The organism is Streptomyces sp. NPDC058697 (assembly GCF_042715345.1).
Taxonomy (GTDB): domain Bacteria; phylum Actinomycetota; class Actinomycetes; order Streptomycetales; family Streptomycetaceae; genus Streptomyces; species Streptomyces liliifuscus.
In genome coordinates this window covers 252,992-275,141 of record NZ_JBHXSU010000004.1, presented here as the reverse complement: position 1 = coordinate 275,141, position 22,150 = coordinate 252,992, and the positions used below count along the sequence as shown (strand labels likewise).

Annotated in this window: 22 protein-coding genes; 9 read left to right on the top strand and 13 right to left on the bottom strand. The window is 71.5% G+C overall.

Annotation, left to right across the window (positions count from 1 at the left end; genetic code table 11):
• Positions 1-84: 84 nt before the first annotated feature.
• Together ACFWXQ_RS12120 and ACFWXQ_RS12115 are read right to left on the bottom strand one after the other, a co-directional pair.
• Positions 85-1,239, bottom strand: a complete 1,155-nt coding sequence (locus tag ACFWXQ_RS12120; RefSeq protein WP_383948025.1) for a serine hydrolase domain-containing protein — start codon at positions 1,237-1,239, stop codon at positions 85-87.
• A gap of 206 nt (positions 1,240-1,445) precedes the next feature.
• Positions 1,446-2,414 (bottom strand): acetylxylan esterase, encoded by a 969-nt coding sequence (locus ACFWXQ_RS12115; protein WP_383948028.1) that lies wholly within the window; start codon positions 2,412-2,414, stop codon positions 1,446-1,448.
• Positions 2,415-2,526: 112 nt separating this feature from the next.
• Between ACFWXQ_RS12115 and ACFWXQ_RS12110 the strand changes: the two genes are divergently transcribed.
• Positions 2,527-3,885, top strand: coding sequence for an 8-oxoguanine deaminase (locus ACFWXQ_RS12110; RefSeq protein ID WP_383948030.1), 1,359 nt, complete (start codon positions 2,527-2,529; stop codon positions 3,883-3,885).
• Positions 3,886-3,979: 94 nt separating this feature from the next.
• Here ACFWXQ_RS12110 and ACFWXQ_RS12105 read toward each other — a convergent pair whose 3' ends face one another.
• A complete protein-coding gene (locus ACFWXQ_RS12105) occupies positions 3,980-4,564 on the bottom strand; it encodes a hypothetical protein (RefSeq protein ID WP_383948033.1) in 585 nt (194 codons plus the stop codon).
• A gap of 306 nt (positions 4,565-4,870) precedes the next feature.
• Here ACFWXQ_RS12105 and ACFWXQ_RS12100 point away from each other — a divergent pair, with 306 nt between their 5' ends.
• On the top strand, positions 4,871-5,758 hold the full coding sequence (locus tag ACFWXQ_RS12100; protein ID WP_383948035.1) for a universal stress protein: 888 nt from the start codon (positions 4,871-4,873) through the stop codon (positions 5,756-5,758).
• Positions 5,759-5,800: 42 nt separating this feature from the next.
• On the opposite strand, the gene ACFWXQ_RS12095 is transcribed toward ACFWXQ_RS12100, so the two are convergent.
• Together ACFWXQ_RS12095 and ACFWXQ_RS12090 are read right to left on the bottom strand one after the other, a co-directional pair.
• The gene (locus ACFWXQ_RS12095; RefSeq protein ID WP_383948067.1) at positions 5,801-6,577 is read right to left on the bottom strand and encodes a ferredoxin reductase; all 777 of its coding nucleotides are present in this window, start codon (positions 6,575-6,577) and stop codon (positions 5,801-5,803) included.
• Between the two features lie 7 nt (positions 6,578-6,584).
• A complete protein-coding gene (locus tag ACFWXQ_RS12090; protein ID WP_383948038.1) occupies positions 6,585-7,190 on the bottom strand; it encodes a sulfite oxidase-like oxidoreductase in 606 nt (201 codons plus the stop codon).
• 206 nt (positions 7,191-7,396) lie between these two features.
• Between ACFWXQ_RS12090 and ACFWXQ_RS12085 the strand changes: the two genes are divergently transcribed.
• Together ACFWXQ_RS12085 and ACFWXQ_RS12080 are read left to right on the top strand one after the other, a co-directional pair.
• Entirely contained in the window at positions 7,397-8,317 is a 921-nt protein-coding gene (locus ACFWXQ_RS12085; RefSeq protein ID WP_383948041.1) for an NADP-dependent oxidoreductase, read from the top strand.
• Positions 8,314-9,033, top strand: coding sequence for a GNAT family N-acetyltransferase (locus tag ACFWXQ_RS12080; RefSeq protein WP_383948044.1), 720 nt, complete (start codon positions 8,314-8,316; stop codon positions 9,031-9,033). Before ACFWXQ_RS12085 ends, ACFWXQ_RS12080 begins: the two co-directional genes overlap by 4 nt.
• A 54-nt stretch (positions 9,034-9,087) precedes the next feature.
• On the opposite strand, the gene ACFWXQ_RS12075 is transcribed toward ACFWXQ_RS12080, so the two are convergent.
• A complete protein-coding gene (locus tag ACFWXQ_RS12075; RefSeq protein WP_383948046.1) occupies positions 9,088-9,546 on the bottom strand; it encodes a MarR family winged helix-turn-helix transcriptional regulator in 459 nt (152 codons plus the stop codon).
• Positions 9,547-9,853: 307 nt separating this feature from the next.
• Here ACFWXQ_RS12075 and ACFWXQ_RS12070 point away from each other — a divergent pair, with 307 nt between their 5' ends.
• The 3 genes from ACFWXQ_RS12070 (at position 9,854) to ACFWXQ_RS12060 (ending at position 13,436) form a co-directional block, all read left to right on the top strand.
• A complete protein-coding gene (locus ACFWXQ_RS12070; protein WP_383948049.1) occupies positions 9,854-10,621 on the top strand; it encodes a putative protein N(5)-glutamine methyltransferase in 768 nt (255 codons plus the stop codon).
• A gap of 149 nt (positions 10,622-10,770) precedes the next feature.
• Positions 10,771-12,786: an FAD-dependent oxidoreductase gene (locus ACFWXQ_RS12065; RefSeq protein WP_383948052.1), complete on the top strand. Its 2,016-nt coding sequence runs from the start codon at positions 10,771-10,773 to the stop codon at positions 12,784-12,786.
• Positions 12,787-12,881: 95 nt separating this feature from the next.
• Positions 12,882-13,436 carry a PadR family transcriptional regulator gene (locus ACFWXQ_RS12060; RefSeq protein WP_383948055.1) on the top strand — a complete coding sequence of 185 codons (555 nt, stop codon included), beginning with the start codon at positions 12,882-12,884 and terminating at the stop codon, positions 13,434-13,436.
• 95 nt (positions 13,437-13,531) lie between these two features.
• Here ACFWXQ_RS12060 and ACFWXQ_RS12055 read toward each other — a convergent pair whose 3' ends face one another.
• The 3 genes from ACFWXQ_RS12055 to ACFWXQ_RS12045 form a co-directional block, all read right to left on the bottom strand.
• Positions 13,532-14,122 carry a hypothetical protein gene (locus tag ACFWXQ_RS12055; RefSeq protein WP_383948058.1) on the bottom strand — a complete coding sequence of 197 codons (591 nt, stop codon included), beginning with the start codon at positions 14,120-14,122 and terminating at the stop codon, positions 13,532-13,534.
• Between the two features lie 201 nt (positions 14,123-14,323).
• Positions 14,324-15,265, bottom strand: a complete 942-nt coding sequence (locus ACFWXQ_RS12050) for a LysR family transcriptional regulator (protein ID WP_383948061.1) — start codon at positions 15,263-15,265, stop codon at positions 14,324-14,326.
• A 129-nt stretch (positions 15,266-15,394) separates the two neighbouring features.
• Positions 15,395-16,396, bottom strand: coding sequence for a fibronectin type III domain-containing protein (locus tag ACFWXQ_RS12045; protein ID WP_383948064.1), 1,002 nt, complete (start codon positions 16,394-16,396; stop codon positions 15,395-15,397).
• A gap of 312 nt (positions 16,397-16,708) precedes the next feature.
• Between ACFWXQ_RS12045 and ACFWXQ_RS12040 the strand changes: the two genes are divergently transcribed.
• Positions 16,709-17,443 (top strand): glycoside hydrolase family 75 protein, encoded by a 735-nt coding sequence (locus ACFWXQ_RS12040; RefSeq protein ID WP_386268085.1) that lies wholly within the window; start codon positions 16,709-16,711, stop codon positions 17,441-17,443.
• 15 nt (positions 17,444-17,458) lie between these two features.
• Here the strand turns inward: ACFWXQ_RS12040 and ACFWXQ_RS12035 are convergent, their stop codons facing one another.
• The 3 genes from ACFWXQ_RS12035 to dhaK form a co-directional block, all read right to left on the bottom strand.
• Complete coding sequence (locus ACFWXQ_RS12035; RefSeq protein WP_386268203.1) at positions 17,459-17,884, bottom strand: PTS-dependent dihydroxyacetone kinase phosphotransferase subunit DhaM; 426 nt, start codon at positions 17,882-17,884, stop codon at positions 17,459-17,461.
• A 1-nt stretch (position 17,885) separates the two neighbouring features.
• Positions 17,886-18,485, bottom strand: coding sequence for a dihydroxyacetone kinase subunit DhaL (dhaL, locus tag ACFWXQ_RS12030; RefSeq protein ID WP_383955126.1), 600 nt, complete (start codon positions 18,483-18,485; stop codon positions 17,886-17,888).
• A gap of 85 nt (positions 18,486-18,570) precedes the next feature.
• On the bottom strand, positions 18,571-19,563 hold the full coding sequence (gene dhaK / locus ACFWXQ_RS12025) for a dihydroxyacetone kinase subunit DhaK (RefSeq protein WP_383955128.1): 993 nt from the start codon (positions 19,561-19,563) through the stop codon (positions 18,571-18,573).
• 790 nt (positions 19,564-20,353) lie between these two features.
• Between dhaK and ACFWXQ_RS12020 the strand changes: the two genes are divergently transcribed.
• Positions 20,354-21,511, top strand: coding sequence for a hypothetical protein (locus ACFWXQ_RS12020; protein ID WP_383955131.1), 1,158 nt, complete (start codon positions 20,354-20,356; stop codon positions 21,509-21,511).
• A gap of 526 nt (positions 21,512-22,037) precedes the next feature.
• Here the strand turns inward: ACFWXQ_RS12020 and ACFWXQ_RS12015 are convergent.
• Entirely contained in the window at positions 22,038-22,148 is a 111-nt protein-coding gene (locus tag ACFWXQ_RS12015; protein WP_383955134.1) for a hypothetical protein, read from the bottom strand.
• Between the last annotated feature and the right edge of the window lie 2 nt (positions 22,149-22,150).

The following is a 22,150-nucleotide window of genomic DNA, read 5'->3' as shown; positions in this document are numbered from 1 at the left end:
CGCCAGGCTCCGGGGCGGGCCCGTCTCCCTCACTGGAGAGGCTGAGGGAGGGGGCCGAAGGCGCGCATGCCCTGAGAGTGCGGTTCAGAGCGAGGTGTAGAGCGCGTCGATGAGTGCCATCTTCCGTGGGTCGTCGGCGATGTGCGGGCCCATGCGGTTCATGACATAGCCCAGCGAGACGCCCGTCTCCGGGTCGGCGAGACCGCAGGAACCGCCGAAACCGTCATGCCCGAAGGCCCTCGGATTCGGACCGTAGGAGCGGTTGGGACCGCTGAGCCAGAGGCCCAGGCCGATTTCCGTCTCGCTTTCGAAACCGGCCCCGAGAACCAGGTCCCGGCAGGCGCCCTGTCCCTCGCGGACCCGCTCGGCGGCCTCCGCGGAGAGGACGCGCTGCGAGCCGTACGATCCCCGCCCGGCGAGGATCCCGTACAGCGCGGCGATCGCGCTGGCCGTGCCGTGTCCGTTGGCGGCGGGGAACTCCGCGGCCCGCCACGCCGCGGTGTTGGCCTCGGCCGCGCCCATCAGGGGATTGGCCAGGGCGGCCAACGCCACTGGCGTCAACTGGCTGAAGATCGCCGCCTGTTCACTGGACGTGGCGGCCGGCGGATGCACCAGCTCGGCCGCGCGCCCGGCCTCCTTCTCCGGCAGCCCGATGGTGAAGTCGATGCCGAGCGGCCCGGTCACCTCCCGCTCCAGGAACGCGCCCGGCAGCAACCCCGAGACGCGTCGCACCACTTCACCGACCAGGAAGCCGTATGTGAAGGCGTGGTAGCCCGAGGCCGTCCCCGGCTCCCACCAGGGCTCCGTCGCCGCGAGCCGCTTCGTGGTCAGCTCCCAGTCGAAGGCCTGCTCCAGCGAGTGCGGTTCGCGCAGCCCGGCCAGCCCCGCCCGGTGCGACAGCAGATGCCGTACGAGCACCGCCTCCTTGCCCGCCGCGGCGAACTCCGGCCAGTACGTGGCCACCGGCGCGTCCAGGTCGAGCAGCCCCCGGTCGGCCAGGATGTGCGCACACAGCGCTGTCGGCCCCTTCGTGGTGGACCACACGTTGACCAGCGTGTCCCGCTCCCACGCGCGTGTCCGGGCCGAGTCCGCCCAGCCGCCCCACAGGTCGACCACGGTCTCGCCGTCCACCGTGACGGACACGGCCGCGCCCAGCTCGTCGCGCTCCCGGAAGTTCTCCTCGAACGCGTCCCGCACCGCCTCGAAGCGCGCCTCGCACCGACCCTGAACCTGGGACATGGCTCCTCCGTCGTCCGCCGGGAACGCCGGGCGCGACAGGGCCGCCCGGCTTCCCCGAACGTACCGACTGGTCGGACTGGAGGGAAGCAGTTGGGCCGAACAGCGCCCCGTCAGGGGCGCGGGGCTGTATCGATGTGCGGCTCCGCCGCGTGGGCGCGACCAGCCACATGCGACCCGCAGGTACCGAACAGCCCGACCCGCCCTCCTCAGAACCGCTGAGGCAACCAGGCCAGCTTCACGGCCTCCTGGTACGGCCCACCGCCCTCGTGGTCGTTGAAGTCGTACACCTCGATCGTCTTGTCGTCGTGCCCCCACGCGTTGAAGGCCGCGTAGACCGTCGACGGCGGGCAGGTCTGGTCCTCCAGCGCCGCCGAGAACAGGGCGGGCGCCCGGCCGCGTGCGGCGAAGTGCACGCCGTCGAAGTAGGAGAGCGTGCGCAGGACCTGCTCGGTGCGGCCGCGGTGCGTCTTTAGGTAGTTGCCGACCTCCCGGTACGGATCGCGGTCCGTGAGCGTCGTCGCGCGCGGGTAGTCGCACAGGAACGGCACGTCAGGCGCGACCGCCGCGAGGTCCGGCACCAGACCGCCCACCGCGATCGAGATGCCGCCGCCCTGGCTCGAACCGACCACCGCGACGCGCTCGGCGTCGACGAACTCGTGCGAGCGGGCCGCCTCGACGGCCCGCACCCCGTCGGTGAACACCCGCCGGTAGTAGTAGTTCTCGGGAGCGTCGATGCCCCGCGTCATGAACCCGGGATACGCGGGCGCGCTGCCCACCGGGTCCGGCGTGTCACCGCCGCCGCCCCACGCGCCGCCCTGCCCCCGGGTGTCCATCACGAAGTGCGCGAAGCCCGCCGAGGCCCACAGCAGATGCGTATGCGAAAGGCCGCGTCCGCCCCCGTAGCCGATGTACTCGACGACCGTCGGCAACGGCGTGTTGGCCCACGCCGGAAGCGTCAGCCAGCCCTTCACCGGGTGGCCGCCGAACCCGGCGAACGTGACGTCGAAGACCTTCACGTTCTTCAGATGCGCCTCGACGGGTTCGAAGCGGGCGTCCAGACCGTGCTCGCGCGCCTCCTGAAGCGTCTTGCCCCAGAAGGCGTCGAAGTCCTCGGGCTCGACGGACGCGCTGCGATAGTTCCGGAGCTGATCGAGAGGAAGGTCGAACAAGGCCATGGAAGACCGCCTTTGCTACGAATAAGGGTGCGGATGATCACACCGTACGGGGGTGGCCGGAGGGCCGCCAGACCTCCTCCGCGGGCCCGCCGGTGCTGGCTACGATGACGCCATGCCGCCTGCCGTGGACCTGCTGGTCAAGGACGCCGAACTGCTCGTCGTGGATGGGGAACAGGAGATCCCGGGCGGCTGGGTGGCCGTCACCGACGGCCGGGTCGCCGCCGTCGGCGGTCCCGGTGCCGAGCCGGAGGCCCGCTCGACGGTGTCCGCGGCCGGCCGGATCGTCACGCCCGGACTGATCAACACGCACCACCACATCTACCAGAACCTCACCCGCTCCTACGCGCCCGCGGTGAACGGCTCCCTCTTCGACTGGCTCACCACGCTGTACCCGCTGTGGGCCGCGCTCGACGAGGAGGCGGTCTACGTGTCGGCGTACGTCGGCATGGCCGAGCTGCTGATGGGCGGCTGCACGACCTCCTCCGACCACCTCTACGTCCACCCGCGCCCGCGGCTCGTGGACGCCGAGATCCGTGCCGCACGGGACATCGGATTCCGCTTCCACGCCACCCGCGGTTCGATGACCCGGTCGGTGGAGGACGGGGGACTGCCGCCGAGGAGCGTCACGCAGACCGAGGACGAGGTTCTCGCCGACAGCGAGCGGCTGATCAAGGCCCACCACGATCCGGAACCGGGCGCGCTCGTCCGGGTCGCGCTCGCCCCCTGCTCGCCGTTCTCGGTCACCAAGGAACTGATGACGGCGACCGCGGAACTCGCCGAACGGTACGACGTACGCCTGCACACCCATCTCGCCGAGGACCGCGACGAGGACACGTACTGCCTGGAGACGTACGGCTGCCGGCCCGTCGAGTACTTCGAGGACACGGGCTGGCTGAGCGACCGCAGCTGGGTCGCGCACTGCATCTACCCGAACGACGCCGAACTGCGGCGCCTCGCCGGGGCGGGCGTCGGCGTGGCGCACTGCCCCAGCTCCAACATGCTCATCGGCGGCGGCACGGCCCGCGTGCGGGAGATGCGCGAGCTGGGTCTGCCGGTCGGTATCGGCTGCGACGGCTCCGCCTCCACGGACCACGCCTCGCTGTGGATGGAGACCCGCGGCGCGCTCCTGCTCGGCCGCTATCGGGGCGGACCCGGCGCGATGACCGCCCGTGACGCCCTCGACATCGCGACCCGCGGTTCGGCCCAATGCCTGGGCCGCGCCGACGAGTTGGGGCATCTGCGGCCGGGCGCCTGCGCCGACCTCGTCGTCTGGGACCTGCACGAGGTCGCGCTCGCGGGTGCGCTGAGCGACCCCGTCGAGGCCTGGCTGCGCTGCGGGCCCGGCCGTGCCTGGACCACGGTGGTCGGCGGCCGCGTCCTCGTCGACCGGGGCGAGCCGGTGCTGCCCGGGCTGCGTGACGCACTGCGGGAGCACGGGCGCATCGCGCGGAGCATGCAGCGACTCGGATGAGGCGCGCCGGGGGCTGATCACGGGCCCGCGCGACTCCGTTCCGGGGCCGGCGGCCCGGGCCGGCGTCACCTACGCTCGGCCGCCCGGGGCGCGCTCAGGTGCAGTGACGGCGCCACACCGGCCCCGTATACGCCCACTCCTCTTCCCACTCGGCCAGGCGATGGCGCGTGGCGACCCGTCGTACGACGGCGTACGCGGCCAGGACGCCGCCCGCGAACAGGGCCGTGGCGCAGACGCCCGCCGACAGCGTGTGCTGCCACACGGCGGTGCCGTCTGCGGGGGCGGGGACCACCCGGCCCCGGTCGTCCAGCCAGATGTACGCGCGGTCGCCGCTGCGGGTGCCGGCGGGCACCCGGGCCTTGTCCGTACGCGGCTGCTCGCCGGGCTCGGTCCAGCGGACGGTCACCCGGTAGGTCGGCTGCCGTTCGCCCTCGGAGGTGGGCACCGCGGCGGGCGCGTGCTCGGTGACCTCGGCGGGCACCCGGTGCCGTTGGGCGCGCTGCTCCTCGGCCGTGGCCCGCGCTCCGTCGTACGCCCACCAGCCCGCGGCTGCCCCGGCCAGCGGGCCGCCGACGCACAGCAGGACCGCGACGCACAGCGCGGTCCACGCCTCCACCACGTCCGAGCGGCGTCGCAGCGGATTGCGCCGCCAACGCCAGCCCCGCATCCGAGTCCGCATCTCCCGGCCTCCTCACCGCTCGACCGCTCTCGCCTCCCGGCACCGCTCGTGACCGATACCGCCTCTCGTCACACCTTCACCGGCGTACTTCGCCCACATTCCACCGTCCTCTTCGTCGGGCGTCTTCGCCAGCCGCACACGACTGATCCGCGCCCGGTGTGGAACCCGCGTCGTGTGTGTGACCGGGAAGTCGTGTGTGCGACCGGGGCAGCGATCACCGTCAGGGCATCCGCGAGACGCGCGAGAGGAGTACCCCGGGGCACGCGGGCGAAAGGCAGGAGGCATGAGCTTCGAAAGGTACGAGCCATGAACAAGGACACCCGGACCGTCACCGTCGGCATCGACGGCTCCCACGCGAGTCTCGACGCCGCCGACTGGGCGGCCCGCGAGGCCGAGCGACGCGGCGTCGCCCTGCGGCTGCTGCACGCCGGAGACGAACCAGCCGCACCCGCGCATCCCCCGGGCGGCGCGCCCGTCCGCACCACCCTCGACCGCGCCGCCGTCCAACTCTCGTACGGCCACCCGGCGTTGGACATCATCGCCCGTCGGACCGATGCACCTGCCGTGCCGGCGCTGGTCGCCGCCGCCGCGGAGTCGGAGACCCTGGTCCTGGGCTCACGGGGCTTCAGCGGCTTCGCCGGATTCCTGGTCGGCTCGGTCGCACTCGCCGTGGCCGCACGGGCCGAACGCCCGGTGGTGCTGGTGCGCGCGGGCGAACTCCCCGAGGACGAGCGGATGCCCGTCGACGGGGCAACCGCGCCGACCAGGGCCCCGTACCTGCCGGTGGTCCTCGGCCTCGACCTCGCCCACCCCGCCGACGACCTCATCGGCCACGCCTTCGACACGGCCACCGTCCGCTCGGCGCCCCTGCACGTCGTGCACGCCTGGACGCCGTCCCCGCGGCGGGGCTACCTCAACGGCGGGCGGACACCCGGCGACACGGCCGAACAGGAGGACGCCACGTGCCGTTCCCTGGCGGTGACTCTGCAGCCGTGGCGCCACAAGTACCCGGGGACCGAGGTCACCGAGCGCGTGGCCCATGGGCACGCCGGGCACCATCTGCTGCAGGCGTCCGCCCGGGCAGGACTGCTGGTCATCGGCCGCCGCGCCTCGGCCGGCCCGGGCCTGGGCCGCGCTGCGCGCTCGCTCGTCCACCACTCCACGTGCCCGGTCGCCGTGGTGCCCCATCCCTGAGAAAGATCACACGCCACCGCGCGATCACGGGACTCGGGTCGATCAGCCGAAGCGCTCGATCCGGATACGGTCCACCGGCTGGCCGGCGTCCACCAGCAGCCGCGAGGCATGCTCGGCGAACCCGTTCGAGCCGCACACATAGGCCTCCCACCCACCTGCGGGCCGGTCGGCCAGGAGTGCCGCCACATGTGCGGCCGACACACGTCCCACGGGCACACCCTCCGGCGCGGTGCGCGTGAACACGGGGGTGGTCTCGGCGCCGTACTCCGACGCGTAGATCAGCTCCTCGGGGCTGCGAGCCGACACCAGCAGCCGCAGCGGCACCGACAGCCCCCGCGCGCGGTGGTGGCGGACCATCGACATCAGCGGTACGACGCCGGAGCCCGCGCCGACGAGCAGGGCGGGCCGGTCGCCCGGCCAGGCGAAGAAACCGCTGAGCGGGCCGCGCACCTCCACCTCGTCGCCGGGCTCGGCGACCGTGTGGAACCAGCCGGACACCTCACCGCCGTCGACATGGTCGAGGGTGAGCTCGACGTGCCCGGTGTCGTCGGGCGGCGAGGCGATCGAGTAGTGCCGCTGGGCGACGTAGCCGTCCCCCGCCCGAAGCCGCAGCATCAGGTGCTGCCCGGGCAGATGGCCCTCCCAGTCCGGCACGGCGAACCGGAACGTCGCCGCGTGCGGGGTCTCCCGGCGGACCTCGGTGAGCGTGGCGCGCTGCCAGGTGGCCGCCGCGCGGTTGCTCACGGCGATCCGCCCCGGCACGGCGAAGCGGGTCGGCGGTGTGTAGCCCGCCGACGGCGTGGAGTCCGTGATGGACATGGTGGTCTCAGTCACCGGAGTAGCGCTGCTCTTCCCAGGGGTTGCCGCGGTGGTGGTAGCCGTTCTGCTCCCAGAAGCCCGGCTCGTCGTGGTCGAGGAGCCTGAGGCCCGCGATCCACTTGGCGCTCTTCCAGAAGTACAGATGCGGCACGATCAGCCGCGCCGGACCACCGTGCTCGGCGGGCAGCGGCCCGTCCCCGTACTCCCACACGATCCAGGCGCGCCCGCCGGTGAGATCCGCGAGGGGGAGGTTCGTGGTGTAACCGGTGTGCGAGTACGCGACGACGTGCGTGGCCTCCGGCGTCGGACGGACCGCGTCGAGGAACGCGTCGAGCGACACGCCCCCGAAGCGCACGCCGAACTTCGACCAGCTCGTCACACAGTGGATGTCGCCCTCGTACGCGGACGGCGGCAGCGCGTGCGCCTCGTCCCAGGTCCAGGTGCGCGGTTCGGCGACCAGACCGTCGACGGTGAACGTCCACTCCGAGGGCGCCAGGTCCGGCGTGACCTCCGCGGACAGGACGGGCCAGTCGTCGCCCGCGTCGTACTGGCCGGGCGGCAGCCCGTCGTTGCGGACGCGCAGGCGGCCGGTGAAGCCTCGGGTGACGTTCATACGGGAGGTGCCTCCAGGCCTGCCGGACGGCGGCCCTTGATCGTTGCGTACGCCCTCCACGGTACCGGGCCCGCCGGGAAGCCCTTTCCCTGGATGGCCCGTGGATCATTGCGGCCGCATGAACAGTCCGGCGGCCGGGGAATAGCAACCCCGCGATCTTCCTTGCCGCTAAGGCCCACCCCGGTGCGAAGGAGAGTGACGGAGCAATGCCCAAGGCGTACGTCTTCACCCAGTACGGCGGCCCCGAGACCGAAGCACTCGTCGACCAGGACCGCCCGAGCCCCGGACCCGGCGAGCTGCTGGTCGCCGTACGCGCGGCGGGTGTGAACCCCGTCGACTCCAAGCAGCGCACCGGCTACCAGCGCCCCGGCCAGCAGCCGCGCGCGCTGCCCGCCGTGTTCGGCAACGAGGCCGCCGGAGTCGTGGAGGAGGTCGGCGAGGGCGTCACGGGCTTCGCGGTCGGGGACGAGGTCTTCGGCAACCCGGTCGCCGGGGCGTTCGCCCAGTACGTGCTGCTCCCCGTGGCGGTCACCGCCCACAAGCCCGCCGGTGTCTCCTTCACGGACGCCGCGGCGCTGCCCGTCGCGGCGGCGACCGCGTACGACGGAGTCCGCCAGCTGGACCTTCCGGCCGGTTCGACCCTGCTGGTCACGGGCGCGGGCGGCGGTGTGGGCGTCTCGGTCCTCCAGATCGCGCGCGCCGAGGGACTGAACGTCATCGGCGTCGCGAGCGCCGGCAAGAAGGACCTGGTCGAGTCGCTCGGTGCCGTGCATGTGCCGTCGGGCCCCGACTTCGCCGGCGGCGTACGGGCCGTGGCGCCCGACGGCGTGGACGCCGTCTACGACGTGGTCGGCGGTGAGGTCCTCGAAGCCGCGTCCGAGCTGGTCGCGGACCGGACGAAGCTGATCACCGCGGGCGGCAAGGACATCGTGGCGCGCCTCGGCGGCTCGCCCGTCGCGCGGGCCCGTAACGCCGCTGTGCTCGACCAGGTGGTCCGGCTCGTGGCCGACGGAAAGCTGGATCCCCTGGTGACGCAGACCTTCCCTATCGAACGGGCAGGGGACGCGCTGCGGACCGTCGAGGAGGGCCACACGCGCGGCAAGGTCGTGATCGAGGTCGCCATATGAGCGGGGAGCGTCACCCGCTGGACAACCCCGCGCTCGGCTCGCTGACCGGTCCGCACGCCCACTTCGCCGAGCGGCACGGCCGCGTGCTGCGCTACCCCGTCGACGTGGCACCGTGGCTGGCGCTGCCCGACGAGCCGGACGCCGACGACTGGGCCGACCTCGCGGCGCTCGTCGGCCCCGGCGAGGAGGTAGGGCTGCCTGCCTTCGACGGTGGCATCCCGGACGGCTGGGACGTGACGTTCGACCTGGACGGCGTACAGCTCGTGGACGACGGCCTGGCCACCGCACCGGAGCCGGAGGCCGTACGGCTCGGCCCCGCCGACGTACCGGAGATGCTCGACCTGGTCGAGCGCACCAGACCGGGCCCGTTCCTGCCCCGGACCGTCGAACTCGGCACGTATCTCGGGATTCGCCGGAACGGGGCCCTGATCGCCATGGCGGGGGAGCGGCTGCATCCACCGGGCTGGACCGAGATCAGCGCGGTCTGCACCGATCCTGACTTCCGCGGCGAGGGCCTCGCGACCCGGCTGACCCTGGCGGTCGCCCACGGCATACGCGCCCGGGGCGAGACCCCGTTCCTGCACGCCGCCGCAGGCAACACCGCCGCCGTCAGGCTCTACGAGGCGCTGGGCTTCCGGCTGCGTCGCAGGACGAGGTTCGTGGGGGCGCGGGTGCCCGAACGGCTTGGCGACCGGCAGACGTTGGGGGTCGCATAGGTGGGCGGCGGGTCGTGAGGCCTGCCACCGGCCCGCTCGCGCTTCCGACGTGCCTCAGTCGTTCGCGGGCGCGGTCTTGAACGTCACTCCGCCCGCCGCCGCGTTGTACCGCAGCAGATACCCGGCGAATCGTTCCAGGTCCTCCTCGGGCCAGCCCGCGAGTCGCTCTCGGAACGCCACCCGGCGGCTCGCGGTCACCTGGGCGAGGATCTCCGTGCCGGCGGGGGTGAGGTGGAGCACCTGGACGCGCTGGTCCTGGGGATCGGCGCGGCGCTCGACCAGCCCGGTGCGTTCGAGGGCCGAGACCTGACGGCTGACCGTGGACTTGTCCAGGGCGTAGTGCGCGGCCAGGTCGGTGGCGCGGCAGCCGCCGACGTCCTCCAGGTGGCCGAGCAGCGTGTACGAGACCAGGGACAGCTCGGGGTGCAGACGTCCCGCCGAGGCCCGGGCGCGGCGGGCGAAGGCCGTCAGCTCGTGGTGGATCGTCTCGATGGACACGTCGGCTGCGTTCACGGTTTCTTCCTTTCTCTTCTGGTTGCACCGTACAACTAAGTGGTTGCCTCATGCAACTAGAGGTGTCTCGGGTGCTGCATCCAGAGGTGCCTCGAATGCGAGGTGAAGAGGGTCGGGGACCGGGTCCCGGCCGGAGTCGGCGCCGTGTAATGTTGCCGTCCGGCTGTGGACCGCCCCAGCCGCGAACGGATCGAGGAGGTGAGCCCCATTACCGCTGTGTCAGCTCGGGTGCTCTCGCCTCAGGGCCTCACCGGCATCAGGTGACCTGGAGGGCGCCCTTCGGCTTCCCGAAAGGCTCTCGGCTTCCATGCCACCTTCTTACGCACATGTCGTCACCGCGCTCCGCTCCGCCGGCTGTGTATTCGCCGAGGACGAGGCGCGTCTGATCCTCTCCACCGCTCGTACGCCCGCCGAACTCACCGTGATGGTGGACCGCCGCGTCGCGGGCCTGCCCCTCGAACACGTCCTGGGCTGGGCCGAGTTCAGGGGTCTGCGCATAGCCGTGGAACCCGGTGTCTTCGTGCCCCGCCGTCGCACCGAGTTCCTGGTCGAGCAGGCCGTCGCGCTTGCCCCCGAGGCCCCCGTCGTCGTGGACCTGTGCTGTGGCTCGGGTGCGGTGGGTGCGGCGCTCGCCGCCGCGCTTCCCGGCGTCGAGTTGCACGCCGCCGATGTCGATCCCGCCGCGGTGCGGTGCGCTCGGCGGAACGTGGGGGCGGGTGGACATGTCCATGAGGGGGATCTCTTCGATGCGTTGCCTCGTGACCTCCGTGGTCGCATCGGCATTCTGGCCGCCAATGTGCCGTACGTGCCGAGCGGCGAGGTCGGGCTGCTGCCGCCCGAGGCCCGTGACCATGAGCCTCTCGTGGCCCTCGACGGGGGTGGGGACGGGCTCGATGTCCTGCGCCGTGTCGCCGCGGAGGCGCCGGGGTGGCTGGCGCCCGGGGGGAGCCTTCTCGTCGAGACGAGTGAACGCCAGGCGGGCCTGGCTGTTGAGATCCTTGCCGGTGCTGGGCTGATACCGAGGCTGGAGGTCTCGGAGGAGCTCTACGCGAACGTCGTGATCGGCGTGAAGTAGCTCCGCAGGGGGCGGGAGTGAACCCGCGGGTCCGTGTGGCTGGTCGCGCAGTTCCCCGCGCCCCTTTGGGCCCGCGATTGTGCAACTAGTTGCAAAAGGGCCTCTCCGTCGTCTACAAAGACATGACGACACCGCGTACGGAGGGGCCCATGAGCCGTTACCCGCATCTGCTGAAACCGCTCGACCTGGGCTTCACCACGTTGGCGAACCGTGTGCTCATGGGCTCCATGCACGTCGGCCTGGAAGAGGCCGAGCGGGGCTTCGAGCGCATGGCGGAGTTCTACGCCGCCCGGGCGCGCGGCGGAGTCGGTCTCATCGTCACCGGCGGCATCGCCCCCAACGACGCGGGCCGCCCGTACGAGGGCGGGGCCAGGCTCACCACCGAGGCGGAGGCCGAGCAGCACACGGAGATCACCACAGCGGTGCACCGCGAGGGCGGGAGGATCGCGATGCAGATCCTCCACTTCGGGCGGTACGCCTACCACCAGGACCTGGTCGCCCCCAGCGCGCTCCAGGCGCCGATCAGCCCGTACGCGCCGCACGCGCTCACCGACGACGAGGTCGAGCGGACCATCGACGACTACGCCAGGGCCGCCCGCCTCGCGCGGCAGGCCGGCTACGACGGTGTCGAGATCATGGGCTCCGAGGGCTACCTCATCAACGAGTTCATCGCCGCCCAGACCAACAAGCGCGAGGACCGCTGGGGCGGTTCGTACGAGAACCGCATGCGGTTCCCCGTCGAGATCGTCCGCCGGGTGCGTGAGGCGGTCGGCGAGGACTTCATCATCATCTACCGGCTGTCGATGCTGGACCTGGTCCCGGGCGGATCCACGTTCGACGAGGTGATCACGCTCGCCCAGGCCGTCGAGGCGGCCGGGGCGACCATCATCAACACCGGGATCGGCTGGCACGAGGCACGGATCCCGACCATCGCGACCTCGGTGCCGCGAGGCGCGTACGCCTGGGTGACCAAGAAGGTCATGGGTGCCGTGTCGATCCCGCTGGTGACGACGAACCGCATCAACACCCCTGAACTCGCCGAGGAGTTGCTCGCCGAGGGGCACGCGGACATGGTGTCGCTGGCCCGCCCGATGCTGGCCGACCCGGACTTCGTGGCCAAGGCGGAAGCCGGGCGCCCCGAGGCCATCAACACCTGCATCGGCTGCAACCAGGCCTGCCTCGACCACACCTTCAGCGGCAAGATCACGTCGTGCCTGGTGAACCCGCGGGCCTGCCACGAGACCGAACTCGTCCTCTCACCGACCCGGCGGCGCAAGCAAGTTGCGGTGGTCGGTGCGGGCCCGGCCGGACTCGCCTGCGCGGTCGGCGCCGCCGAGCGCGGCCACGACGTCACCCTCTACGACGCCGCGCACGAGATCGGCGGCCAGCTCAACGTGGCCCGAAAGGTCCCCGGCAAGCAGGAGTTCGACGAGACGATCCGCTACTTCCGTACGCAGCTCGAACTGCACGGCGTGGACGTGCGGTTGAACACGCCCGTCACCGCCGAGGACGTCTCCGCGTACGACGAGGTCGTCGTCGCCACGGGAGTCGGCCCGCGCACCCCCGAGATCCCGGGCGTCGACCACCCCAGCGTCGTCGGCTACCTCGACGTGCTGCGCGACGGCGCGCCCGTCGGCGACCGTGTCGCGATCCTCGGCGCCGGCGGCATCGGCTTCGACGTCGCCGAGTACCTGACCGACGGCGGCGACAAGGCGAGCGAGGACCCGGCGACGTACTTCCGGCACTGGGGCGTCGACATGGACTACCGCGCTCCCGGCGGCCTCGGCACCCCCGAATGGCCCGCCCCGCCGCGCACCGTCCACCTGCTGCAGCGCAAGGCGTCCAAGGTCGGCGGAGGGCTCGGCAAAACCACCGGCTGGATCCACCGCACCGAGCTCAAGCACCGCGGAGTCACCATGGTCCCGGGCGTCCAGTACGACCGCATCGACGACGCCGGCCTGCACGTCACCGTCGACGGCAAGGCCTCCGTCCTCCCCGTCGACACGATCGTGCTCTGCACGGGACAGGAACCGCGCCGCGACCTGTACGAGGCGCTGCGCGCCGACGGCCGCACCGTGCACCTCATCGGCGGCGCCGACGTGGCCGCCGAACTGGACGCCAAGCGGGCCATCAAGCAGGGCACGGAGCTGGCGGCGGCGCTGTAGGCCGACAGGGACCGGGGACGTGGAGCCCGACAGGGACCGGGGACGTGGAGCCCGACAGGGACCGGGGACGTGGAGCCCGTCCCTAGGATGACTCCATGTCACTCCCGCACGCGATCCTCACCGCCCTGCTCGAAAAGCCGTCGTCGGGGCTGGAGCTGACCCGTCGCTTCGACAGGTCGATCGGCTACTTCTGGTCGGCGACGCATCAGCAGATCTATCGCGAGCTGGGAAAACTGGAGACCGAGGGACACATCAGGGCCCTCCCGACGCAGCAGCCGGCCCGGGGGCAGAAGAAGCGGTACGAGGTCCTGCCCGCGGGCCGTGCCGAACTGGCCAGGTGGACCGCCGCGTCCCAGGACCCGAAGCCGCTGCGCGACACCATGCTGCTGCGGCTGCGGGCCGCGGCGGTGGTCGGCACGGAGGGCATCGAGGCGGATCTGCGACGCCATCTCGACCTGCACCAGCGGCAGTTGACGGAGTACGAGGAGATCCAGGAGCGGGACTTCCCGCCCGGCAAGGACGCGCCGCAGGACCGCCTTCAGCACCTCGTCCTGCGGGCCGGGATCGACCTGGAGACCTTCTGGACACGCTGGCTGACGCACGCGCTGGAGGAGTTCCAGCGGCTGCCCGCGGAGGACCCGGCGCCCTGACGGGCCGGGTGTCCGGTGGTCGGCGGCGGCCCGGCCTCCCCGTCGGGACCGGAGTTCCGGTCATCGGGATCGGGGGTTCCGGGCCGCCGCCGTGCTCACAGCCGGTGCGGCTTGGCGCGTCGGCGCAGGACCCAGACCGTGGCCCCGACTCCCGCCGCCACCAGGACGCCGCCTGCCGCGTAGGTGGCGGTGCCGTAGTCCTTCGTACCGCCGCCCATCCCGCCCATGACCCCGCGCGACGGTGAGGCCGACGATGTGGCTGTCGCCGTGGCCGTGGCCGTAGCGGTCGCTGTCGCCGTCGCGGAGATCGTGGGGCTGGAGACGGGGGAGACGGTGACGGACTGAGTGCCCGCCGTGGTGCCGTCGGCGCAGACCACGATGACGGTGTAGGTGCCGGTGGTGACGTTGGACCAGGCCGCGGCCTGGCTGGTGCTGGTCCCGGACAAGGTCACCTGGCGCCCCTGTGCGAAGTTGGCCTGACTGCTGGAGAGCAGTGAGGCATTCCCCATGGAGCCGTTGGACCTGGTGGCACAGTCGGTGGTGGTCACCTGCACCGTCGTGCCGCTGGTGGTCACGTTGATGACCGTGTTCACCGCGACGGCCTCCGTGGCGGCGAGGGTCAGCGGCAGCGCGGCGGCGGCCGCCACGGTCAGGCCGGAGCGGACGAGCATCTGGGTCATACGCATAGGACTGCCCTCCGACAGCACGGTTGGCGGTACATCCCATGCGCCGCCGAGGGTTGGGAACGCCCGTGCGCCTTCGGACCGAGCCAATGCGAGGATCGCCGGTTCCGCACGCGGGCCAGGACCGGGCAGGTGACGAGTTCCTTCGTCCGGCCGACCGCCGATGGCGCAGGTCCGTGGCGGCCCGCTACTTTCCGCGGGCTCTCACCAGGTCCGGCCGGCCGCCAGGAGCCGTTCTCCGACGAGCGCGACATGCGGGTTGTCCGACACCCCCGGACGCCGCACCAGATAAGCGGTGTTGATCGGCGGGTCCTCCGGGTCCAGCAGGGAGACCAGCGCGCCGGAGGCCAGCTCGTCGAGGCACAGATAGCGGGGGAGCACCGAGATCCCGGCGCCCGCGACCACCGCCGCGAGGACTCCGCGCAGATCCGGCACCGTGATCGCCGCCTGACCCGTCAGCCGTACGCCGAAGACGTGCCGCCAGTAGCGCCGCGCGATGGGCAGATCCTCGGCGTACGAGATCAGCGGCGCCCCGTGCAGCACGGCGGGCCCCTCGGCGGCGACCCGGTCCCGGCCGATCCGTTCGGCCCACGCGGGCGCTGCCACGAGGACGAACTCCTCGTCCGCCAGCGGCAGCGCGCTCAGTGTGCGGCCGCGCGGCCGTGACGTGGCGATCGCCAGGTCGAAGCGGCCGCCGCGCAGCCCCTCCAGCAGACCGTCGGTCAGCCCGGTGGTGACCCGCAGCCGCACTCCCTGCCCGGTCAGCGGGGCCAGCGCGGGCAGCACCCGTGTGCACAGCAGTTCCGCCGGACCCGCCACATGGACCGGCTCCGGCACCACGTCCGCACCGAATCCGCCGCGGTCCGTGACCGTCGCGAGCGCGTCCAGCGGCGCCGCGACCTGCGCGGCCAGCTCGTCCGCGACCGAGGTCGACACCACGCCGCGCGGCCGCCGCTCGAACAGCTCACGCCCCAGCTGGTCCTCCAGGGACCGGATCTGCGTGGTGACCGTCGGCTGCGACAGCCCCAGCAGCCGCGCCGCCGCCGTGAACGAGCCCGCCCGGTGCACGGCGAGGAACGTCCGCAGCAGCGAGAGATCGAGCGGGGCGGCGGACGCGGCGGTGCCATTGGATTCCCTATGGGGCATACGGAGAATCCTAGACTCCGCCTATGGCCGGACCGCCTTCGGGAACCCGCAGCCCGAGCCGGACCGCCTTCGGGAACCCGCCGCCCGAGCCGGACACCCGCGGCCCGAGCCGGACGGCGCCGCCCCGCCCTACGGCCGTGCCGCTCCCGTCGTCACCGTCCGCTCCGCCGAGAAGCCGCTCCACGTCCCGTCGGGCAGCTTCGCCCTGATCCGCACCCGCTGGGTGACCCCGGCCTCCCGTCCCACGTAGAAGCTGTACGTCGCCTTGCCGCGCGGTGCGGTCCCGCCCCAGACGAGCGAGGTGGCGGGCTGCCGGTCGAGCTGGATCTGGTACTCCGTGATCACCCCGTCGATCGTCTCGGCGTCCGGCGGAATCCACGAGAGGTCGAGGTAGTACGCCCCGTCGGTGCGGTGCGTCGAGGCCCGGAAGCCGGTCGGTGCCAGGCCGGTGCCTTTCCCGTCCCCCGAACCGGCGGGAGTCGTGATCCGCACGGCCGCGCTCGCGGGCGAGACGTTGTCCGCCGCGTCCCGTGCCCGGACCGTGAAGGAGTACCGCGTGCCCGGCCGCAGCCCAGTGACCACGGTCGCCGACTGTGCGCCGCCCACACTGTGGATCTTCGAGTCGCCCTGATAGATGTCATACGAGGCCACACCTTGGTTGTCCGTGGACCTCTCCCAGGACAACTGGGCGGCCCGGCTCCCGGCCGCCTTGCCGCGAGGGCGCTCCGGGGTGCTGGGGGCCCGTGCGTCGGCGGCGGTCGCTGCCGGGGTGGTGGCCCGCACCCGCTCGCTGGGCGGTCCGAGCCGTCCGTCGGCGCCCCGTGCCCGTACGGAGAAGGCGTACTCGGTCGACGGCTTGAGCCTGGTGATGTCGACCATGTGGTCCGAACCCGGCACTTCCTTCACCATCGTGGTGCCGCGATACACCTCGTAGTGGGCGACCTCGGGTTTCCCGGAGGCCCGGTTCCACATGACGTGCACGCTGGTGGAGCTGCCCGCCGCCGCGGTGACGCCCGCCGGGGCCGCGGGCGGGCGGTCACCCGCGGCCGTGCCCTCGCCGCCCCAGCCGCAGGACACCACCATGAGCAACGCGCCGCAGACCATCGCGGCTCGCAGGAGTACGCGTCGCACAGCCCTGCCCTCCCTCGACGGGAATGGTCCGGACCAATATGACCTGGTCGGCGTGACCACATCAAGAGGGCCGTGTTCGCGATATCGATCGGACGTTACGTATGCTGATGTCCTTCGCGGCTGAACTCGCCCTTGTCGTAGGGAAGTTCATGCCCACGGTGCGGAACGCTGTCGTCGCTGATCCCGCCCGGCCCCCGACGAGACGTCATCGGGCGTGCTCCGTACGGCCCCCCAACGGTGGCCGCATGATCGAACCCCCACCAGATTGGGCTGAGTGTTCGTCAGTGCCCGCCCAGGAGAGGGTCTCTTATCGTGCGTGCCCAGTCGCTGACGCTGGCCGCGGCCGGCGCTGCTCTGCTCGCCCCCACCACGATCTCCGACGTGGCCCCCTTGCCCGATGCCGTGCACGAGCGCGCGGGAAACGCGGGCCCCCCGGGGAACGCCGGATCCGCAGGGGGCGTCCGGGCCGCCGACCTGCTGGCCGCCGTGCGTGACTGCGTGCCCGTCTCCCGCGGCCTCTACCGAAGCGACAACGGGGCACCTGCGGACATCCCCGTCTGCGGAAAACGCGGCGCGGTCTTCTGGAAGGCGGACCTGGACATCGACTGCGACGGCCAGCCGGGCGCGCACTGCAACAAGAGCACCGACCCGTTCTTCGCCGAAGCCACCGCATTCAAGCAGTCCGACGGAAACTACCTCGACGCCGAGACCCTTCCGTACGTCGTCGTGCCCGCCGCCAGCCACATCTGGGACCCCGACGAGCACGGCGTCCGCAGCGGCACGGTCGCCGCCGTGATCCACGGCGACCGCGTGCAGTACGCGGTCGTCGGCGACCTCGGCCCCGAGAACCTCATCGGCGAGGCGTCGTACGCCACGGCCCGGGGCCTCGGCATCCGCCCCGACCCGCATGGCGGCGGGGCCGCATCCGGGGTCACGTACATCTTCTTCGAGGGCTCCACCGCGTCCCCCATCGAGAACCCCCGGGCGGCCGTCGCCGAGGGCGAGCGACTGGCCCGGGAGTTCATCCGCCGGAACGCGGCCCGCTGAGCGAGCGCGCCCGTCTCACACCTTCCGATAGCTGTACGCGTCCGCGGCGGCCGCCTCCACCGCCGCCAGATCGGCTCCAGTGGAGGCCGTGACGACCGCCGCCACCGCGCCCTCCACGAAGGGCGCGTCCACCAGACGGGTGCCCGCCGGGAGTTCGTCGCCCTCGGCCAGCAGCGCCTTCACGGTGAGGACCGCGCTGCCGAGGTCGGTGAGGACGGCGACACCGACGCCCCGGTCCACGGCCGCGGCGGCGGCCGAGATCAGCTCGGAACTGGTGCCGAAGCCGCCGCCCTCGGTCCCGCCCGCAGGTGCCACCGGAGCCGTCGTACCGCCGCCGGCGAGCCCCGTCGCCAGTTCGGCGACCGAGGCGGCCACCGCCGCGCTGTGCGACACGAGCACGATGCCCACCAGCTTCTCCTCGCCTCCCGCCGCGCTCGCCATGTCACTCACCGGCCGTCTCCGCGAGCGCCGCGATGAGGAGCGCCGAGGAGGTGGCACCGGGGTCCTGGTGTCCGATGCTGCGCTCGCCCAGGTAACTCGCCCGGCCCTTGCGAGCCTGCAACGGCGTGGTCGCCAGGGCGCCCTCCGCGGCGGCCGACCGTGCCGCCGCGAAGGACTCACCGAGCGCGTCGACCGCGGGCACCAGCGTGTCGATCATGGTCTTGTCACCGGGCGCGGCCCCACCGAGCTGCATCACCGCGTCCACACCGGTGCGCAGCGCCTGAGCGAGCTCCTGCTCGTCGACCTCGGCCGCGTCACCGAGCGCCTTGCCCGTGCGGCGCAGCAGCGTCCCGTACAGCGGCCCGGACGCGCCGCCCACCGTCGAGATCAGCTGCCGTCCGGCGAACGTCAGGACGGCGCCGGGCGTCTGCGGCGCCTCCTTCTCAAGCGTGGCCGCCACGGCCCTGAACCCGCGCTGAAGGTTGCTGCCGTGGTCGGCGTCGCCGATCGGCGAGTCGAGGGCGGTCAGCCGTTCCGCCTCTCGGTCCACGGACGCGGCGGTCGCCGTCATCCAACGGCGGAAGAAGTCGGCGTCGAGCACTGGATCTCCTTGCGTGGTAAAGGTGTTGACCGATCGCACCGGCACGGGCCCGCCGGGTGTCGCACCGGCACTGGCCGGGGGAGCGTCACATGCCCCAGCGCAGGCCCGCCGTACGCACCGGCGCGTCCCACAGCCGCAGCAGCTCCTCGTCCACCTGGCACAGGGTCACCGAGGCGCCGGCCATGTCGAGCGACGTGACGTAGTTGCCGACGAGCGTGCGCGCCACCGGGACCCCGCGCTCGGTCAGCACCCGCTGCACCTCCGCGTTGAAGCCGTACAGCTCCAGAAGCGGTGTGGCGCCCATGCCGTTCACCAGGACCAGGACGGGGTTGCGGGGGTGCATGTCCTCCAGGATCGCGTTCACCGAGAAGTCGGCGATCTCCCGCGAGGTCATCATGGCCCGCCGCTCCCGGCCGGGCTCGCCGTGGATGCCGACGCCCAACTCCAGCTCCCCGGGCGGCAGATCGAAGGTGGGGCTGCCCTTGGCAGGAGTCGTGCACGCGCTGAGCGCGACGCCGAAACTGCGCGAGTTCTCGTTGACCTGGCGGGCAAGCGCCTCCACCCGCTCCAGTGGCTGCCCCTCCTCGGCCGCCGCACCCGCGATCTTCTCCACGAACAGCGTCGCGCCGGTGCCGCGGCGGCCGGCCGTGTAGAGGCTGTCGGTGACGGCCACGTCGTCGTTGACGAGGACCTTGGCGATCTGAATGCCCTCGTCCTCGGCCAGCTCCGCCGCCATGTCGAAGTTGAGCACGTCACCCGTGTAGTTCTTCACGATGAACAGCACGCCGGCGCCGCTGTCCACGGCTGCCGCCGCCCGCACCATCTGGTCCGGCACCGGGCTCGTGAAGACCTCACCGGGACAGGCCGCCGACAGCATCCCGGGGCCCACGAACCCGCCGTGCAGCGGCTCGTGCCCCGAACCCCCACCCGAGACAAGCCCCACCTTCCCGGGCATCGGAGCGTCCCTCCGTACGATCACCCGGTTCTCGACATCCACGGTCAGCTCGGGATGGGCGGCCGCCATGCCCCGCAGCGCGTCCGCGACAACGGTTTCCGCGACGTTGATGAGCATCTTCATGGGTACCTCCTGGTGAGCGTAGCAGGCTGGGCCTCGTCCTGCGTTTTTGCTGGTCAGAGTAGGTAGAGCTGGTTGTCGATCTTGGCGACCCGTAGCGGCCTTTGGCGGGTCGTGGCGGTACTGATGCTGACTCGATGCTGACTTTGATGACGGGTCGTCAGGTTGTCGTTGTGGGTCGGATATGCAGCGGCCGGAGTACCGCTCTGGGCAGTATCAACCTTGCGGCAGCGAAGGTCACCTGTGCCTGCGCCGTGGTTTCCCCCTGCGGCGCACGGCGCAGTGTGCGTGGTGCCGTGCCGTCCGTTGAACCGCGCCGTCGAACTGCCGTCTCGTCGAATGGCGGCCCAGAGGGGACAGTCGTGGCACCGCAGCGGCGCGCGTGCTCCGGCTTCGGGGTGGTGCCGGTCGGAAGGGGAGTCGGCGGGCTCAGGCCCGCGTATGGTCCGGATCTTGGTGGGGCGACGCAGGCATAGGTGGGACGGCCTCTTTCGGCGGGCCGGAGTAGGGGTGTTTCGCATTGCTGAGGGCTCGATCCGGGGTGTCCTGGTTGCCGCTGATGTTGCAGGGGTGTGTGCAGCGCCACGACGCGCCGCAGCCCTGGGTGTCCCCGGTCGATCGCGGCAGCCTCGTCCGATGTGCTCACGCCGTCGCCCCTTTTGCTGACTTGTCGGCACCTGCCAGCGTCCGGTGTGGACGTACGCCGCCCATTACTGCGGTGACTTGGCATACCGCGCCCGCAAGTGGGAAATTCTGTGGGCATGGTTGGTGGAGCGATCTACGATCGTTGGTCATGGTCGTACATACGCGCCGGAATCTGACGGATGAGTCGCCGAAGCGGGCGGCGGAGTCGGATGCCGAGTTTTTCGAGAGGATCGCCGGCCCGTTCTGGGACCAGGTTCGGGACGTGATCAACGCGTGGTGGTCGCACCTCCCTGACCAGGCTCAGCCAGGGCTTCGCAGTCGGCTACTGGATCGGAACTCCGACACGAATGTCTTCTCCGCGCTGTGGGAGCTGTATCTGCACGAGATGCTCCTCGGTTCTGGTTGTGCCGTGGAGATCGAACAACGAATAGGCACGCGTGGAAAGAGCCCCGACTTTTTGGTCACCCGCGACGGCGAGCAATTCGTCGTCGAGGCGATCTGGACAGCCCAGCGTCTACGCGACACCGTGTCCAACCCGCTCCCACCTCAGCTGGCCGATGCCATTGATGGAGTGCTGAGCCCAAACTTCTTCGTGTCGTACAAGGTTGACAGGAGCGGGTCGGCAACACCGCCGCAGAAGCGGCTCAAGGCCGAGCTGACACAGTGGCTCGCGAGCCTCGACCCCGACGAAGTTGCCACCGAGTACGAGCGCAAGGTGCCACTGCCCAAGTACACCTGGCAGGAGGCCGGCTGGTGTCTCACGTTCGAGGCGATCCCACGCAGTCCCGGCAAGCGAGGCAATCCAGCGAGCAGGACAATCGGAATCCATCCCGCGATCAGGCTGGACGACGAATCGAATCGTGTGCTCGACGCGGTCAAGAGGAAGGGCGGGAAGTACGGCGACCTGGCGCGGCCGTTCATCGTGGCGGTTGGCCATGCGGCCGTGTTCTCCGAAGACGAGGACACCGAGACCGCGCTGTACGGGACCTCGGTCGAGTACGCCCATGCTGGCGCACCGAGCTTCGGCCGAATGCTCGACGGCTATTGGACTGCCACCTACGACCACTTTCACAGCCGGGTCAGCGGCGTCCTCATCGTCGACAACCCGGCACCCTGGACCTGGACGCAGAACGTGCCTGTCCTCTGGCAGAGCCCCGACCCCGAGTCGCTTCCGGCCCCTGTCCTTCCTCCCTGGGCAACCGCGCGGTTGGTCGAGATCCAGGTCGAACGCGGGCCCGCAGTGTGCCCGATCCATACCGCACTCGGTCTGCCCGAGCACTGGCCCACCGGCGACGCCTTCCCCTGACGCCGGAGCAAACCGAGTTGACGGCAGCAGCGTCACCAGCCTTGCCGGTCTGAGCGTGGCCGACTCGTGTGCCTGGGAGGATCAACTGGCCACCGCACTGACGGACAGGCCGTCGGTTCCTCTGGCCTTCGAAGCGGCGCGTTGGCCGCGCCCCGATCTTCGGACACCCGTCGCTATTCGTGACTCTGCCATGCACCTGAAGTACGGGGTGAGGGACCATGACGGGAGAGTGCCTGGTCGGTCGATGAGGGACGTGTTTCCTGGCCTGGCGCACCCGCCAGGGATTCATCCGGTCCCCAGGCGGGAGGCTGGCATACAGATGGGGCGCCCTTTCCATCGGCCGGATGCAAGACCAACGAGGTACGTCTCCCGGACGTTCACGGGGCCCGGAACATCTGTGCACGACAGTCGAAAACCATCCCGGCCGGCACGTCGATGTGACCCTGCGCCATGACACCACACTCGGTGACCTGATTGGGGGCGTCGTTGTCAGGGGTAGACGGCGTTTTTCCTGTCCCCCGACGAATCAGCGGCGGCCGGCCGCAAGGAGGATGCCGCGGTCGTCCACCTCGTACTGTGTCGCGGTGGCTTCCGCGTGGCGCAGGAAGCTGGAGCGGACGTTGGCCACTGATGTCATTG

Coding starts and splice junctions, on each gene's coding strand:
- ACFWXQ_RS12100 (WP_383948035.1), top strand. CDS start 4,871: ATGAACAAGGACACCCGGACCGTCACCGTCGGCATCGACGGCTCCCAC.
- ACFWXQ_RS12060 (WP_383948055.1), top strand. CDS start 12,882: ATGTCACTCCCGCACGCGATCCTCACCGCCCTGCTCGAAAAGCCGTCG.
- ACFWXQ_RS12055 (WP_383948058.1), bottom strand. CDS start 14,122: ATGCGTATGACCCAGATGCTCGTCCGCTCCGGCCTGACCGTGGCGGCC.
- ACFWXQ_RS12070 (WP_383948049.1), top strand. CDS start 9,854: ATGCCACCTTCTTACGCACATGTCGTCACCGCGCTCCGCTCCGCCGGC.
- ACFWXQ_RS12085 (WP_383948041.1), top strand. CDS start 7,397: ATGCCCAAGGCGTACGTCTTCACCCAGTACGGCGGCCCCGAGACCGAA.
- ACFWXQ_RS12105 (WP_383948033.1), bottom strand. CDS start 4,564: ATGCGGACTCGGATGCGGGGCTGGCGTTGGCGGCGCAATCCGCTGCGA.
- ACFWXQ_RS12015 (WP_383955134.1), bottom strand. CDS start 22,148: ATGACATCAGTGGCCAACGTCCGCTCCAGCTTCCTGCGCCACGCGGAA.
- ACFWXQ_RS12065 (WP_383948052.1), top strand. CDS start 10,771: ATGAGCCGTTACCCGCATCTGCTGAAACCGCTCGACCTGGGCTTCACC.
- ACFWXQ_RS12090 (WP_383948038.1), bottom strand. CDS start 7,190: ATGAACGTCACCCGAGGCTTCACCGGCCGCCTGCGCGTCCGCAACGAC.
- ACFWXQ_RS12110 (WP_383948030.1), top strand. CDS start 2,527: ATGCCGCCTGCCGTGGACCTGCTGGTCAAGGACGCCGAACTGCTCGTC.
- ACFWXQ_RS12050 (WP_383948061.1), bottom strand. CDS start 15,265: ATGCCCCATAGGGAATCCAATGGCACCGCCGCGTCCGCCGCCCCGCTC.
- dhaK (WP_383955128.1), bottom strand. CDS start 19,563: ATGAAGATGCTCATCAACGTCGCGGAAACCGTTGTCGCGGACGCGCTG.
- ACFWXQ_RS12080 (WP_383948044.1), top strand. CDS start 8,314: ATGAGCGGGGAGCGTCACCCGCTGGACAACCCCGCGCTCGGCTCGCTG.
- ACFWXQ_RS12095 (WP_383948067.1), bottom strand. CDS start 6,577: ATGTCCATCACGGACTCCACGCCGTCGGCGGGCTACACACCGCCGACC.
- ACFWXQ_RS12020 (WP_383955131.1), top strand. CDS start 20,354: ATGGTCGTACATACGCGCCGGAATCTGACGGATGAGTCGCCGAAGCGG.
- ACFWXQ_RS12115 (WP_383948028.1), bottom strand. CDS start 2,414: ATGGCCTTGTTCGACCTTCCTCTCGATCAGCTCCGGAACTATCGCAGC.
- ACFWXQ_RS12120 (WP_383948025.1), bottom strand. CDS start 1,239: ATGTCCCAGGTTCAGGGTCGGTGCGAGGCGCGCTTCGAGGCGGTGCGG.
- ACFWXQ_RS12035 (WP_386268203.1), bottom strand. CDS start 17,884: ATGGCGAGCGCGGCGGGAGGCGAGGAGAAGCTGGTGGGCATCGTGCTC.